This window comes from Klebsiella sp. LTGPAF-6F (assembly GCF_001753185.1).
In the GTDB taxonomy this organism is placed as follows: Bacteria; Pseudomonadota; Gammaproteobacteria; order Enterobacterales; family Enterobacteriaceae; genus Klebsiella; species Klebsiella michiganensis.
The window spans coordinates 2,693,942-2,709,451 of sequence record NZ_CP017450.1 but is presented as its reverse complement, the minus strand read 5'-3'; the positions used below and the strand labels follow the sequence as shown (position 1 = coordinate 2,709,451).

Annotated in this window: 13 protein-coding genes and 1 other annotated feature; of the genes, 6 read left to right on the top strand and 7 right to left on the bottom strand. The window is 57.7% G+C overall.

All coding sequences use genetic code 11. The annotated features are described in order from the left end of the window. Window positions 1–3 precede the first annotated feature (3 nt). Window positions 4–255: a YciN family protein gene (locus BJF97_RS12730; protein ID WP_004101388.1), complete on the top strand. Its 252-nt coding sequence runs from the start codon at window positions 4–6 to the stop codon at window positions 253–255. 55 nt (window positions 256–310) lie between these two features. Here the strand turns inward: BJF97_RS12730 and sohB are convergent, their stop codons facing one another. Beyond that, window positions 311–1,357 (bottom strand): protease SohB, encoded by a 1,047-nt coding sequence (gene sohB / locus BJF97_RS12725; RefSeq protein ID WP_004850151.1) that lies wholly within the window; start codon window positions 1,355–1,357, stop codon window positions 311–313. A gap of 254 nt (window positions 1,358–1,611) precedes the next feature. Between sohB and BJF97_RS12720 the strand changes: the two genes are divergently transcribed. Then, complete coding sequence (locus tag BJF97_RS12720) at window positions 1,612–2,373, top strand: YciK family oxidoreductase (RefSeq protein ID WP_014229011.1); 762 nt, start codon at window positions 1,612–1,614, stop codon at window positions 2,371–2,373. Further along, window positions 2,370–2,960 carry a cob(I)yrinic acid a,c-diamide adenosyltransferase gene (gene cobO, locus BJF97_RS12715; protein ID WP_004850148.1) on the top strand — a complete coding sequence of 197 codons (591 nt, stop codon included), beginning with the start codon at window positions 2,370–2,372 and terminating at the stop codon, window positions 2,958–2,960. Before BJF97_RS12720 ends, cobO begins: the two co-directional genes overlap by 4 nt. Here the strand turns inward: cobO and BJF97_RS12710 are convergent. The 6 genes from BJF97_RS12710 to rnm form a co-directional block, all read right to left on the bottom strand. Beyond that, complete coding sequence (locus BJF97_RS12710) at window positions 2,932–3,906, bottom strand: helix-turn-helix transcriptional regulator (protein ID WP_032692731.1); 975 nt, start codon at window positions 3,904–3,906, stop codon at window positions 2,932–2,934. The two genes, cobO and BJF97_RS12710, sit on opposite strands and share 29 nt — an antisense overlap. Before the next feature lie 13 nt (window positions 3,907–3,919). Next, window positions 3,920–6,280: a beta-glucosidase family protein gene (locus tag BJF97_RS12705; RefSeq protein WP_032692732.1), complete on the bottom strand. Its 2,361-nt coding sequence runs from the start codon at window positions 6,278–6,280 to the stop codon at window positions 3,920–3,922. Window positions 6,281–6,298: 18 nt separating this feature from the next. Then, window positions 6,299–7,663 (bottom strand): MFS transporter, encoded by a 1,365-nt coding sequence (locus tag BJF97_RS12700; protein ID WP_032692733.1) that lies wholly within the window; start codon window positions 7,661–7,663, stop codon window positions 6,299–6,301. Between the two features lie 165 nt (window positions 7,664–7,828). Beyond that, window positions 7,829–8,716, bottom strand: coding sequence for a 23S rRNA pseudouridine(2605) synthase RluB (rluB, locus tag BJF97_RS12695; RefSeq protein WP_004121268.1), 888 nt, complete (start codon window positions 8,714–8,716; stop codon window positions 7,829–7,831). Window positions 8,717–9,126: 410 nt separating this feature from the next. Further along, window positions 9,127–9,747 (bottom strand): L-threonylcarbamoyladenylate synthase, encoded by a 621-nt coding sequence (locus tag BJF97_RS12690; RefSeq protein WP_004850139.1) that lies wholly within the window; start codon window positions 9,745–9,747, stop codon window positions 9,127–9,129. Window positions 9,748–9,756: 9 nt separating this feature from the next. After that, window positions 9,757–10,626 carry an RNase RNM gene (gene rnm / locus BJF97_RS12685; protein WP_014229007.1) on the bottom strand — a complete coding sequence of 290 codons (870 nt, stop codon included), beginning with the start codon at window positions 10,624–10,626 and terminating at the stop codon, window positions 9,757–9,759. Between the two features lie 227 nt (window positions 10,627–10,853). Next, window positions 10,854–10,949, top strand: a sequence feature (Trp leader region). 35 nt (window positions 10,950–10,984) lie between these two features. Between rnm and BJF97_RS12680 the strand changes: the two genes are divergently transcribed. The 3 genes from BJF97_RS12680 to trpCF are packed head-to-tail and all read left to right on the top strand — an operon-like array spanning window position 10,985 to window position 15,504. Further along, window positions 10,985–12,547 (top strand): anthranilate synthase component 1, encoded by a 1,563-nt coding sequence (locus BJF97_RS12680; protein WP_032692734.1) that lies wholly within the window; start codon window positions 10,985–10,987, stop codon window positions 12,545–12,547. Further along, window positions 12,547–14,142 (top strand): bifunctional anthranilate synthase glutamate amidotransferase component TrpG/anthranilate phosphoribosyltransferase TrpD, encoded by a 1,596-nt coding sequence (trpD, locus tag BJF97_RS12675; protein ID WP_004850135.1) that lies wholly within the window; start codon window positions 12,547–12,549, stop codon window positions 14,140–14,142. The genes BJF97_RS12680 and trpD overlap by 1 nt, the downstream gene beginning before the upstream one ends. Window positions 14,143–14,145: 3 nt before the next feature. Further along, window positions 14,146–15,504: a bifunctional indole-3-glycerol-phosphate synthase TrpC/phosphoribosylanthranilate isomerase TrpF gene (trpCF, locus tag BJF97_RS12670; protein WP_025106981.1), complete on the top strand. Its 1,359-nt coding sequence runs from the start codon at window positions 14,146–14,148 to the stop codon at window positions 15,502–15,504. The last annotated feature ends 6 nt before the right edge of the window (window positions 15,505–15,510 follow it).

The following is a 15,510-nucleotide window of genomic DNA, read 5'->3' as shown; positions in this document are numbered from 1 at the left end:
TTTATGCAAGGTACAACCCAACCCATCGATCGCCAGACGCTTCTGGAAAAAGCCAACAAACTCATTCGCGAACATGAAGATACGTTAGCCGGGATCGAGGCCACCGACGTCGTTCAGCGTAACGGCGTGCTGGTGTTCAGCGGCGAGTTCTATCTTGACGAGCAGGGTCTGCCAACGGCGAAGAGTACGGCGGTATTTAATATGTTTAAATACCTCGCACACGAGCTGTCTGATAAGTACCACCTGGCGGATTAACCGCTGCCTGCAGGGCCATGACAACAACGCGAGGCCGAAGCCTCGCGTTGTTTGTTTACATCAGCGGCTTTTGCCCGCGCTGCCACCAGCGCAGCAGAAGTTTATCGGCGCTTTCCGCCGCGCTGCCGGTAAACCGCTCGAGCATTTTCTTACGCTGCTGATAGCGCACGCTGATAACCTCGTGCTTATCCATCAGCCCCAGCAGAAGTTCATCGCTGGTTTCCACCGCGTCCACAAGGCCTTTTTCCAGCGCCTGAACGCCGTACCAGTGTTCACCCGTCGCTACCTGCTCGATATCCAGCCCGGGGCGCATCTGGTGGACAAAATCTTTGAACAGCCGATGAGTATCGTTGAGGTCTTCGCGAAATTTCTGCCGCCCTTCTTCGGTATTTTCACCCAGCATCGTCAGGGTGCGTTTGTACTGCCCGGCCGTATGTAGCTCAATGTCGATATCTTTATTTTTCAGGAAGCGATTGATGTTGGGAATTTGCGCCACAACGCCAATAGAGCCCAGGATAGCAAAGGGTGCACTGACGATTCTGTTCGCCACGCAGGCCATCATATAGCCGCCGCTGGCCGCGACTTTATCGACCGCGACCGTTAGCGGGATCTGCTTGTCGCGCAGGCGCTGCAGCTGCGAAGCCGCCAGGCCGTAACCGTGAACCACGCCGCCTGGGCTTTCAAGGCGAATGACGACCTGGTCGCGCGCTTTTGCCGCCGCCAGAACGGCGGTGATTTCTTCGCGCAGGCTGCTGACTTCATGGGCATCCATACTGCCTTTAAAATCCAGCACCCAGACGCGCGGTTTGACGTCCGGCTCTGGTGTGCCGAGCTTCGCCCGCGCCTTTGACGCCTTTGCTTCCTGCTTGAGCTTTTTCTTTTGCGCTTTATGCCACAGCTTCTGCTGCGGCCCATCGAGCAACGAAACCGCCAGCTCTTCCTTCATCTCCTTATATTGCTCGCTAAGATTGGTGACCCGCAGCTCGCCGCGCTGTTTTTTGCGCTGAGTCAGGTTAACAATAATGGCGACGATAACCGCAATTGCGACAACGATGGTCGCGATTTTGGCCAAAAACAGGCCATATTGAGCAAGTAATTCCACGTTTTCACCTTGTGTAAACCGCTGACGTTGGCGCACAGTGTACATCAGCCGTCGGCGAGAAGTCTTTGTGCTTTGTGTCGCACGCGAGGCGCCTTCCTGTTTTTTTCAGCGACGATGAAATCGTTGCAAGATATTAATTCCGCGAAGAGTTTCCGCTTCGCCGATTGCAATAGCGGGCGCTTTCAGGCATAAAGCGCAAAAGTGAGATACCGAACAGCAAGCGCGATCGTCAGCAGATCGCCCGAGGAGTCGCCGTGCACTATCAACCGCAACGTCACCTGTTACAGGACCGCATCATCCTGGTTACCGGCGCCAGCGACGGCATTGGCCGTGAAGCCGCCCTGACCTATTCCCGCTATAGCGCCAGCGTTATCCTGGTCGGCCGCAATGAAGAAAAGCTGCGCAGCGTCGCGCACGAAATACAGCAGGCGGGCGGCATTCCCGCCCGCTGGTTTACTCTCGACCTGTTAACCTGCACGCCGCAGGAGTGCCAGCAGCTGGCGCAGAAGATAGCCATCCACTACCCGCGCCTCGACGGGGTGCTGCACAACGCGGGTCTGTTGGGCGACGTGTGCCCGATGGATCAACAAAAGCCGGAAGTATGGCAGCAGGTGATGCAGGTGAACGTGAACGGCACCTTTATGCTCACCCAGGCGCTGCTTCCTTTATTACTTAAATCCGAATCGGGTTCGCTGGTCTTTACCTCTTCCAGCGTCGGCCGCCAGGGACGCGCGAACTGGGGCGCTTACGCCGCGTCGAAATTCGCCACTGAGGGCATGATGCAGGTGCTGGCCGAGGAGTATCAGAACCGTCATCTGCGGGTCAACTGCATTAACCCAGGCGGCACCCGCACCAAAATGCGCGCCAATGCGTTCCCGACGGAAGATCCGCAAAAATTGAAAACCCCCGCTGATATCATGCCGGTTTACCTGTGGCTGATGGGCGACGACAGTCGTCGCAAAACGGGAATGACCTTTGACGCCCAGCCGGGCCGCAAACCAGGAATCGCACAATGAGTGATGAACGCCACCGCGAACGCCAGCAGCGGGTAAAAGATAAAGTTGACGCTCGCGTCGCCGCCGCGCAGGAAGAGCGCGGCATCGTGATCGTCTTTACCGGCAACGGTAAAGGCAAAACCACCGCCGCTTTTGGCACCGTCACCCGCGCCGTCGGGCACGGTAAAAAAGCCGCCGTCGTACAGTTTATTAAAGGTACCTGGCCAAACGGCGAGCGCAACCTGCTTGAGCCGCACGGCGTTGAGTTTCAGGTGATGGCGACCGGTTTTACCTGGAATACGCAGGATCGCGAAAGCGACACCGCCGCCTGCCTCGCGGTCTGGGAGCACGGGCGCCGCATGCTGGCTGATGAAAGCCTCGACCTCGTTTTGCTGGACGAGCTAACCTACATGGTGGCTTATGATTACCTGCCGCTGGAAGAGGTGCTTACCGCGCTGCGCAACCGCCCGGCGCACCAGACGGTGATTATTACCGGCCGCGGCTGCCACCGTGAGATTACCGAACTGGCCGATACCGTCAGCGAGCTGCGTCCGGTGAAGCACGCCTTTGACGCCGGAATCAAAGCGCAGATGGGGATCGACTACTAGCCGCCAGCCGCTCGAGCAGCGCATGATTCAGCGGCAGGCACAGGCAATCCTCCCCCAGCGCCAGTTCGCTTTCGCGCATATTTTGCCGCGAGACGAAGCGCTTGCGGTATTCGGTTGGCGTGACGCCGCAGTATTTATTAAAGGCGGCGATCAGATACTTGTGTTCCTGAAAGCCGCAGCTGTGGCTAATCTCCGTGATGGGAGTGCGGGTATCGCGCAGCAGGGTGCGGGCTTTATTTAGCCGCACCAGCGTCAGATACTCTTTAAAATTATACCGGCTCACCTTTTTGAACAGCCGCGAGAACCAGGAGTAGCTCATCCCGCTATGGCAGGCGACCTCGCTCAGCGTCAGCGGCTGATCAAAGTGTTGATTGATAAAATCAATGCCTTTTTTGATCATCGCCTCGTCGCGCAGCGAGCTTTCGGCGCGCCGCGTCGGCTTGCCGGCGGAGACGACCGCATCCAGCAGCAGATAAATCGCTGCGATACGCTGAAATGGCGCGTGGTTATCGATCAGCTGTTCCAGTAGCCTCGCCAGCCGCTGGCGTACCTCGCTGTCTGCCGGAGAGTAAGGTCGTCCGCAGGTACTCCAGTCCAGCTGCGGCGAGGGATGAAGTTCATCAAACAGGCCGGGGGAAAACTGTACGGTGAGCAGCTGGCTGCCCGCCTCCTCGGCGCTCAGCGAATGGACCTCTTCGGCATTGATATACAGCATGTCTCCCTGCGCCAGCTCCAGGCTTTGCTGGCCGACGACAAGGGTAAATCGCCCCGCCAGCACGGTAATCAGCTCCGGAGCCGGATGCCAGTGAGGCTCGCAGTAGCGAACCTCCGCGGCAAACACGTTCAGCTTCTCCGCGTCAAAGGCAATCAGCTCGTAGCCGCTGTTCGCCGTTTGTCGTCCGCTCTGGGTGACCGAACGAGGGTGAGTCACTGAAAAAGGAAACATGCGCACTCTCCTGTCATTGGCAATGATGAGCGCCGGCCAGCACGGCGTTAAGCTCGTCGCGTTCGATATCCAGCGCCAGGAATTCGGTCAGCGCAATCAGCAGCCCGCAGAACAGATCCGGCGCCAGGCGAATCAGTTTTTCACGCACCTGCTCCGCCGGCATCTGGCTCTTATCGGCAATCAGCTTCACTACGCGGGCAAAGGCCTCCGGCTGCTGGATCAGCTGTTGTAGAGAGTTATCATCGCGCAGCGGGACGTACCGCTGCGGACAATCTACCTCAATCTCCGCGATCAACGGCAGATCCCTGGATGAGGCGCCGACGCGAACCTGCCAGATGCCCGGCGTCACGACCCAATCACCCAGGCCCGGATGATAGCAGGCCAGCTCGCCAATGGGCAGCTGCAGGCTCACGCGACGGGTCTCTCCGGCGGCCAGCGCCACTTTGCTGAACGCTTTTAATGACTGCACTTCGCGAATCAGCTCCCCCTTCGGCGCGCTAACGTACAGCTGGACGATCTCTTTGCCCGCATACTCTCCGCAGTTGGTCAGGTCGAACGACACGGTAAGCGTCTCGCCTGCGCCTGCACGGCAGGCTGACAGCGCGATATTATCGTACGCAAACCGGGTATAGCTTAAGCCAAAGCCAAACGGAAACTGCGGCGTCATACGACGTTTATCATAATAGCGATAGCCGACAAAAAGCCCTTCTCCGTAATGATGACGCAGGTTTTCGCCCGGATAGTGCAGCCAGGCCGGCGTTTCCTCCAGGGAATTAGGCACCGTTACCGTCAGTTTGCCGCAGGGGTTACGCTGGCCGAAGAGGATTTCCGCCACCGCGCGCCCCATCCCTTGCCCGGCAAAGAACGTTTCCAGCAGCGCTTTGCACTCGCCGAGCCACGGCATCACCACCGCATCGCTATTCGCCAGCACCACCACGATATTCGGCTGGACCGTCGCCACTTCGCGAATTAACCGTTCGTGCACCGGCAGAATATGCAGATCCTGACGATCGCCGTTTTCGCCATCTTCACCTACGGCGGTGCTGACGAAGATCACCGCCACGTCGGCCTCCTGCGCGACGCGGCAGGCCTGCGCCAGCGCCTGTTCATCGCAGCGCAGATCGTCCGGCGCGCCCACGGCCCAAGAGACGCTGAAGTCGTCGCCGGCGAGGTCGAAAATTTCATCCAGCGGCCGATCGAGCAGATACGGCACCGTGGTCGCGCATCCGGACCCCTGGATCACCGGCTCCTGAGCCGGTTTACCCAGCACCGCGACGCGCGGCGTTTTCTCCGGACGCAGCGGCAGCAGATTATCTTCATTTTTCAGCAAGACAATGGATTCACCGGCAAGCCGCTGCGCCAGCGCGTGGTGCGCCGTAAAATCGGCTCGCGTTTGCGGGCGGCGATGGCGCTGGACCTTGTCGAGCAGTTCCAGCATGCGGAGACAGGCGCGGTCCACCACCTCCATCGGCACCTCTCCGGCTTCAATCGCCGCCAGCAGAGTTTGTTTATCGCGGCGGGTTTCGGGCATCGCCAGATCGTTACCCGCCATCAGCGATGCGGGGCGATCTTTAATACCGTACCAGTCGGACATCACCAGCCCTTCATATCCCCACTCATCGCGCAAAACCTGAGTGAGCAAAAACGGATCCTGGGAGGTTTGCACGCCGTTAAGACGATTGTAGGAAGACATCACCGTCCACGGCCGGGATTTCGCAATCGCGCGCTGGAAACCCGCCAGATAGATTTCCCGCAGCGCCCGTTCTTCAATAATCGAATCCATTTCCGTGCGGCGGTACTCCGAGTTGTTCGCCGCAAAGTGTTTCAGGCTGGCGCCAACCCCCTCCTGCTGCAGGCCGTTGATCAGCGCAGCGGCAATATCGCCGCTGACCACCGGGTCTTCGGCGTAATATTCATATCCTCGCCCGGCCAGCGGCGTACGGCGAATGTTAATCCCCGGCCCGAGCAGGATCCCGACGCCCATTTGCTGACACTCCCGCCCCAGCGCTTCCCCCATCTGATGCACCAGCTCCACGTCCCAGCTGCAGGCCAGGCTGGAACCATTAGGAAAGCAGGTCGCCGGTAGCGAAGTGCTGAATAGCGCTTCACTCCCCCCTTTCGCGGCGGGCTCTTCCGCGCTGGCCTGATCTGCGGTTTGGGTGATGACTGAGATAAAATCATCCATGCTCCACTTTTCCCGGCCATCAATCTGCGCGCTGCTGTAGCGCACGCCGTAGGTGCCGTCGGTCATAATGATATCTTCGATACCGTGCTGCGGCAGCGAGGCCGTCCGCCACAGGCCGCTGCCGGTCAGCAGCGCCACTTTTTCTTCCGCGCTCATCGCGGCGAGGGTGGTGTTAAAATCGTTATTCATCTCTCTGGCTCCCTGAGGTTAAAGCGCGTTCTGTTTGCGCAGGCTGATTTTTTGCACAATATCGCGATAGGTTTTTTCATCCAGCGAATAGCAGGCGACAAACAGTGCGCTGAGGGCAAACATCGCGCCGGGAAATAGCGTCATCAGTACGTTAATGCCGTTAATTGCGCTGGCGGTAATGTTGCCCGCGTCATAGTGGTAATAGTCCAGCATCCAGCCCGCGCAGCCGCCGCCGATGGCCATCGCTATTTTGGTAATGAAATTAAAGAAACCGTAAATTGCGCCTTCGGTGCGCACCCCATGGTGCCACTCGGCATATTCCACGGTATCGGCAATCATTGACCACATTGAAACAAAACCCATCCCCAGCGTAATACTGTACAGACACACGCCGGTCATGATCAGCCAGATATTGTCGCCAGCGATAAAATATTGCATCAGTACGCCCGCAACGCCGATCGACAGCGCCACCAGCGTCATTTTCTTTTTACCAATCAGCGCAATGATTTTTTCCGAAATAACGGTACCGACAATATAAGCCGCCGACTGAATCATAAAGAAGGTGGAAGTAAAACCTTCGCTACCAATTATATATTTGATAAAGTAAATAGCGATCGCCATCCACACGGTATAGGCAATATAAAAAAAGACGGTGAACATGGAGAGGTTAATTAGCGGCGCGTTGCCTGCCACCGCCTTCAACATTTCCCGCAGCGTTGGCGCCGGAGTATCTTCCTCTTCTTCACCAACGCGCTCTTTGGTCATCCCGAAGCAGGCAAGGAACAAAAACGTCGCCAGCAGCGCAAAGCAAGAGACGGCGAAGACGTATCCCAGCTGCTTATCGCTAAACGGGGAAATCAGCCTGTCCGCGGTAGTGGACACAATCAGATAGCCAACAATCGCCAGGACAAACCGGTATACCGACAGCGATGAGCGGGAGGCTTCATGCTGGGTTAAACGGTTGGTCAGCGCCGAATAAGGCGTATTTACCGCCGTATAGGCCAGGCAATAAATAGTATAGGAAATCAGTGCGAAGTAGAATTTCGCCTCACCGCCGAAAGGCACAAAGCAGAGCACCGTTAAGAAGCCGAGCGGAATTGAACCATACAACAACCAGGGACGAAGCTTACCGTAGCGGCTGTGGGTTTTGTCGATGGCAAAACCAATCAGAATATTAAAGGCCGCATCAACCACGCGGGCAATAACAAAGATCAGGCTCGCCTGTACGGCGCTAATGCCGTAAATATTGGTATAGAAAAAAAGTAAAAACAGAGAAACGAAGCCGAAGGATAAATTAGAAGCGAAATCGCCAAAACCATACCCTATTTTTTCTTTAACGCCGATAACCACATAGCTTGCCGAAAGTTTTCCTGCTGTTTCCATTTTAGGCTACCTGTTAATGTAATCAGTGGCCTCAGTATATGGCGTCGCCTGGCGCACCGCTTTGCGTTATTTGTCCGGGCATTTCCTGTTTTTTGTCTTTATGCAGAAGTGTGAAAGGAGTCACAGGAGGGAGAATTCCGGCGGTGACCGCCGGAACTGGAATAATTAACCGTTACCGTTATTACGGCTGCTGGAACGACGGTTGTTATTATTATTGCTCACCTGGCTGTGGCGCTTAACCGCGCGGCGAATCTGATTTGCCTTCATGCGACGGCGATCTTTTTCGACGGCGACCTTAGAGGTGGTTTCCGGCGTAAGCTCAACCAGTTCGCGTAGGTAGTTGGTTTGCGCCAGGTCCAGCTCGGTGTAGCCGCCGCGCGGCAGGCCTTTCGGCAGCAGAATATCGCCGTAGCGCACGCGGATCAGGCGGCTGACCTGTACGCCAACGGCTTCCCACAGGCGGCGAACTTCGCGGTTACGGCCTTCGGTCAGCGTGACGTTGTACCACTGGTTAATCCCTTCGCCACCGGTAAACTTGATGGTTTTGAACGCCGCCGGGCCGTCTTCCAGCTGCACGCCGCGAGAGAGCTGGCGCAGCTTGTCATCATCTATCTGGCCAAATACGCGCACCGCGTATTCACGTTCCACTTCGCGGCTCGGGTGCATCAGGCGGTTCGCCAGTTCACCGTCGGTGGTAAACAGCAGCAGGCCGCAGGTGTTGACGTCAAGACGACCGACGGCAATCCAGCGCGCGCCGCGCAGCTTTGGCAGACGATCGAACACCGTCGGTCGCCCTTCCGGGTCGTTACGGGTACAGAGTTCGCCTTCCGGCTTGTAGTAAGCCAGCACGCGACAAATCTGTTCCGCAGACTCTTTCACCGAAATCAGATGACCGTCGATGCGAATTTTTAAACCCGGGACAATTTCAACGCGATCGCCAAGCGTGGCGATTTTGCCATCGACGCTGACGCGGCCAGCTTCGATTTTGGCTTCGATTTCACGGCGGGAGCCGTGGCCAGCGCGGGCCAGCACTTTTTGTAATTTCTCGCTCATTGAGCTTCCTTAAGGTGTCGCCTTCCCAGGCGTCTGGTATACTTCGAAAAACAGGGCGCGAGGCAAAATGAAACCTAACACCCTGTTCTGTAAAATTTTTTTGCATCAGCGCGTGCCGTTATCTATGTTGCTACAGCAGACATAACAGAGACACGCCTTCTCGCGTGGGCGAACATGGTACACGAACTTTAAGATGAATGCTTCTTTGCGTTACGAGCATAGCACAACTTACCGCGCACCTCCGTCCGGGCGCATGGCGCGCTGATGGAAGCCAGGTAGCACAATAGGGTCTTTTGCAGAGGATGAACCATCAAAAGGCGCGCGGCATTGCGCCGCGTTGAACGGCGGCAAATAAAAGCGGCGAGCGGGTATTCATTACATGACGATTCCTTCCATGGAAACAGACGTCATTACAGGAACGGCGTTACGTCCCCCACGCCTTCACGCACCACAACCGGCGCATCTTCAGTGAGGTCGATAACCGTGGTCGGCTGCTGGCCCAGATAGCCGCCGTGAATAATCAGGTCAACCTGCTTCTCCAGACGATCTTTGATCTCTTCCGGGTCGGATTCGGTAAAGTCGCTTCCCGGCAGCATCAACGAAGTGGAGAGCATCGGCTCGCCCAACGTTTCCAGCAGCATTTGCGCAATCGGGTTGGACGGCACGCGCATACCGATGGTCTTACGCTTATCCTGCAGCAGACGGCGCGGAACTTCTTTGGTGCCCTTGAGGATAAACGTGTAGTTACCCGGGGTATTGTTTTTAATCAGACGAAAGGCCACGTTATCAACGAATGAATAGGTCGACAGTTCGGACAAATCGCGGCACATCAGGGTGAAGTTGTGGCCGTTTGGCAGATTACGGATCCGGCAAATCCTCTCCATCGCGCCTTTATCTTCAATTTTGCAGCCTAACGCGTAGCCGGAGTCGGTCGGATAGACGATGACCCCGCCTTTACGCACAATGTCCACCGCCTGGTTAATTAACCGCGCCTGTGGATTTTCCGGATGGATATAAAAAAACTGGCTCATACTTCCCTCTCAATTTTGTTCTACGGCCACTTCCCAACTGCGCCAGATCCCTTCCACGCCCGCGGGTAGCCAAAGTTTGCGGCCCAGTTCGATCCACGGGCAGGGCTGATGAAAATCAGACCCCTGCGAGGCATCCAGGCCATACTGCACGGCGTAAGCGGCAAGCTGTGCGCGCTCGTGAGGCGCCTGCTGACACTGCGCCACCTCCATCGCATCGCCCCCCTGCTCGCTAAAATGGGCCAACAGCCGTTTTAACCACTTGGCGGAGAGATCGTAGCGCCCGGGATGGGCAATGACCGCTTTACCGCCAGAATGATGAATGACATCAATCGCTTGTTTTATTGTACACCACTGAGGCGGAACGTAACCGGTTTTCCCGCGCGCCAGATACTTCTTAAATACGTCAGCCATATTGTTGGCATAGCCGGCCTCCACCAGAAAACGGGCAAAATGGCCGCGCGTCACCGCACCGCCGTCCGCCAGCTTCAGCGCCCCTTCCCAGGCGCCAGGGATCCGCGCTTTTTCCAGCCGCTCGGCGATCTGCTGACCCCGCATCTGGCGACGCGCTTTCTGTTCATCGAGCAGCGCGGTCATCGCCGGATGGTGGATATCGATATTCAGCCCGACAATATGAATTTCATGATTTTCCCACAGCGTGGAAATTTCCACCCCGGTAATCAGCGCCAACGGTAAACCGGCACGTTCAATTTCACGCTGAGCCGCGGGAATTGCCGCCACGGTATCGTGGTCGGTAATCGCCAGGGTGCCGACGCGCATCTGGTGGGCGCGATGGACAAGTTCTTCTGGAGTCAGACGCCCGTCAGAGGCGATGGTATGGCTGTGCAGGTCGTAAATCACTGCGTAATTGGTGTTGCTCAAGATGACTCCTGCTGGACATGAACCGGTACCCGTCATACTTTAAGTCACAGGCAGATTGACTGTGGTTCTGCAGCTTAAGTGATTAAGGATAGTAATAAGCGCATTATCATACCGACTGATAGAGAAAATCTGCAAACAGGGGTTGACTTTAATCCCTCGGACTAGTTAACTAGTACGCAAGTTCACATGAAGGGGTATCAACAATGAAAACGCAATTCATCACTCTGCACGGCTGGTGGCGCACCTCCTGTTATCGGGCGGCGTGATCGCGTTTTGCACTCAGCATACAGATACCCGGCCCGCCAATGAGCGGGCTTTTTATTGGACAAATTATTATAGCGAACAGGCGACAACAATAATGCAAACATCAAAACCGGCACTCGAGCTTCTCACCAGCGACGCCATCTATCGGGAAAACCCCACGGCGCTGTTCCACCAGCTATGCGGCGCGCGTCCAGCCACCCTGCTGCTGGAATCCGCGGATATCGACAGTAAGGATGATTTAAAGAGCCTGCTGCTGGTGGATAGCGCGCTGCGCATTACCGCACTAGGTGACGCTGTCACTATTCACGCATTTTCCGCCAACGGTACGGCGTTACTCGAACTGCTGGATAGCGCGCTGCCATCCGGCATCGATAACCAGCGTCAGCCAAATAGCCGGGTATTAACCTTCCCACCGGTCAGCGCGCTGTTGGATGAAGATGCTCGCCTGTGTTCACTTTCGGTATTCGACGCTTTTCGCCTGCTGCAGGATCTGATAACCGTCCCGCAGGAGGAGCGCGAAGCGATGTTCTTCGGCGGCCTGTTCGCCTATGACCTGGTCGCTGGCTTTGAAGACCTGCCGCCGCTGGAGAGCGATACCGCCTGCCCGGATTACTGCTTCTATCTGGCGGAAACGCTGCTGGTTATCGACCATCAGACCAAAAACACCCGTATCCAGGCGAGCCTGTTCACGCCGCTGGAAAGCGAAAAACAGCGTCTGCTACAGCGGCTCGCTCAGCTTCGTCAGCAGCTAAACGAGCCGCCGGCGCCGCTGCCGGTGACCACGGTTGCCGAAATGAGCTGCGACTGCGATCAGAGCGACGAAGAGTACGGCGCCGTCGTGCGTAAAATGCAGCGCGCCATCCGCGCGGGCGAGATTTTTCAGGTCGTGCCGTCGCGCCGCTTCTCGCTGCCCTGCCCGTCGCCGCTGGCCGCTTATGATGTGCTGAAGAAGAGCAACCCGAGCCCGTACATGTTCTTTATGCAGGACAACGATTTCACCCTCTTCGGCGCGTCGCCGGAGAGTTCTCTCAAGTACGATGCCACCAATCGCCAGATTGAAATCTATCCCATTGCCGGTACCCGCCCGCGCGGCCGCCGCGCGGATGGTTCGCTGGATCGCGATCTCGACAGCCGCATTGAGCTGGAGATGCGCACCGACCATAAAGAGCTCTCCGAGCATCTGATGCTGGTCGACCTTGCGCGTAACGACCTCGCGCGCATCTGTACCCCGGGTAGCCGCTACGTCGCCGACCTGACCAAAGTCGACCGCTACTCCTTTGTGATGCACCTCGTCTCCCGCGTGGTTGGCGAGCTGCGCCGCGACCTTGACGTGCTGCATGCCTACCGCGCCTGTATGAATATGGGCACCCTCAGCGGGGCGCCGAAAGTGCGCGCCATGCAGCTAATCGCCGCCGCTGAAGGCAAACGCCGCGGCAGCTACGGCGGCGCGGTGGGCTACTTTACCGCCCACGGCGACCTCGATACCTGCATCGTGATCCGTTCCGCCTACGTGCAGGATGGCGTCGCCACGGTGCAGGCCGGCGCCGGTATCGTGCTCGACTCCGTTCCCCAGTCAGAAGCGGATGAAACCCGTAATAAAGCTCGCGCGGTGCTGCGCGCTATCGCCCAGGCCCACCACGCGAAGGAGATTTTCTAATGGCCGACATTCTGCTGCTCGATAATATCGACTCTTTTACCTATAACCTGGCAGACCAGCTGCGTTCGAACGGCCATAACGTGGTGATTTACCGCAACTCCGTCCCGGCGCAGGCGCTGATTGAGCGCATCGGCACCATGAAAAACCCGGTACTGATGCTTTCTCCGGGGCCGGGGACGCCGAGCGAAGCGGGCTGCATGCCGGAGCTGCTGACCCGCATGCGCGGCAAGCTGCCGATTATCGGTATCTGCCTCGGCCATCAGGCGATTGTCGAAGCCTACGGCGGCTACGTCGGTCAGGCCGGTGAAATTCTTCACGGGAAGGCATCAAGCATTGAGCACGATGGCCAGGCGATGTTTGCCGGACTGAGCAATCCGCTGCCGGTCGCCCGCTACCACTCGCTGGTGGGCAGCAATATCCCGGCCGGACTCACCATCAACGCCCACTTCAACGGTATGGTGATGGCGGTGCGTCACGATGCGGATCGCGTCTGCGGCTTCCAGTTCCACCCTGAGTCAATTCTGACCACCCAAGGGGCACGCCTGCTGGAGCAAACCCTGGCCTGGGCGCTGCAGAAGCTGGAGCAGACCAACACCCTCCAGCCGATTCTGGAAAAACTGTACCAGGCCGAAACCCTGAGCCAGCAGGAGAGCCATCAGCTGTTCTCTGCGGTGGTGCGCGGTGAAGTCAAACCCGAGCAGCTGGCCGCCGCGCTGGTGAGTATGAAAGTACGCGGTGAGCATCCGCAGGAAATCGCCGGCGCCGCCACCGCGCTGCTGGAAAACGCCGCGCCGTTCCCGCGGCCGGATTATCCGTTTGCCGACATCGTCGGTACCGGCGGCGACGGCAGCAACAGTATCAATATTTCGACCGCCAGCGCGTTTGTGGCCGCCGCCTGCGGCCTGAAGGTCGCGAAGCACGGTAACCGCAGCGTATCGAGTAAATCCGGTTCCTCCGACCTGCTGGCGGCGTTCGGTATCAATCTGGATATGAATGCCGATAAATCTCGCCAGGCGCTGGATGAACTGGGCGTTTGCTTCCTGTTCGCACCGAAGTACCACACCGGTTTCCGCCACGCGATGCCGGTCCGTCAGCAGCTTAAAACCCGCACCCTGTTTAACGTGCTTGGGCCGCTGATCAACCCGGCTCATCCGCCGCTGGCGCTGATTGGCGTCTATAGCCCGGAACTGGTGCTGCCGATTGCGGAAACCCTGCGCGTGCTGGGCTACCAGCGCGCCGCGGTGGTGCATAGCGGCGGTATGGATGAAGTGTCGCTGCACGCGCCGACGGTGGTCGCGGAACTGAACCATGGCGAAATCAAGAGCTACCAGCTCACCGCCGCCGACTTTGGCCTGACGCCTTACCATCAGGAGCAGCTGGCAGGCGGCACGCCGGAAGAAAACCGTGACATTCTTACGCGCTTGCTACAAGGTAAAGGTGAAGCCGCTCACGAAGCCGCCGTTGCCGCCAACGTCGCCATGTTGATGCGTTTACATGGACACGAAGACCTGAAGGCCAACGCGCAGCAAGTCATCGATGTGCTGCATAGCGGAGCGGCCTATGACAGAGTGACCGCATTAGCGGCAAGAGGGTAAAAAATGCAGACCGTTTTAGCAAAAATCGTGGCCGACAAAGCGATTTGGGTAGAAGCCCGCAAACAACAACAACCGTTAGCCAGTTTTCAAAATGAAGTGGTACCGACGCAGCGCAATTTTTACGATGCCCTCGCCGGAACCCGCACCGCGTTTATTCTCGAGTGCAAAAAGGCCTCGCCATCAAAAGGCCTGATTCGCGAAGATTTTGACCCGGCGGCCATCGCTGGCGTCTACAAGCACTACGCCTCGGCTATCTCGGTGCTGTGCGATGAGAAATATTTCCAGGGCAGCTTCGATTTCCTGCCGATGGTCAGTAAGGTCGCGCCGCAGCCGATTCTCTGTAAGGACTTCACCATCGATCCTTATCAGATTTACCTGGCGCGCTACTACCAGGCCGACGCCTGTCTGCTGATGCTTTCAGTGCTGGATGATGAGCAGTATCGCCAGCTCTCCGCCGTCGCGCACAGCCTGAACATGGGCGTGCTGACCGAAGTGAGTAATGAAGAGGAGCTGGAGCGCGCGATTGCGCTGAAGGCGAAAGTGGTCGGCATCAACAACCGCGATCTGCGCGATATGTCGATTGATCTCAACCGTACCCGTACCCTGGCGCCTAAGCTCGGTCACGATGTCACGGTGATCAGCGAGTCCGGCATCCATACCTACGCGGAAGTGCGCGAACTGAGCCACTTCGCCAACGGTTTCCTGATTGGCTCGGCGCTGATGGAGCACGCCGATCTCAACGCCGCCGTGAAGCGCGTGCTGCTCGGCGAGAATAAGGTCTGCGGCCTGACCCGCCCCCAGGATGCCCAGGTGGCGTATGAATCCGGCGCGGTCTACGGCGGCCTGATTTTTGTCCCGACGTCGCCGCGCGCGGTGAACGAGGCGCAGGCGCAAGCGGTGATCGCCAGCGCGCCTCTGAGCTATGTCGGCGTATTCCGCAATACCCCGGTGGCGGAAGTGATCGCCCGGGCGGAAAACCTCGACTTAGCCGCCGTACAGCTGCACGGCAGCGAAGACCAGACCTATATTGATACCCTGCGCGCCGAACTTCCGCCGAAGGTGCAAATCTGGAAAGCCCTCAGCGTAGGTGAAACGCTACCGCCGCGCGATCTGCGCCATGTCGATAAATACGTTCTCGACAACGGTCAGGGCGGCACCGGCCAGCGTTTCGACTGGTCCCTGCTGCAGGGCCAGGACCTGCATAACGTCATGCTGGCAGGCGGCCTCGGCGCCGATAACTGCGTAGAAGCCGCCAAAAGCGGCTGTGCCGGACTCGATTTTAATTCAGGCGTAGAGTCGCAGCCGGGTATTAAAGATGCCGACAAGCTGTCCTCTGTGTTTCAAACGCTGCGCGCATATTAAGGAGCA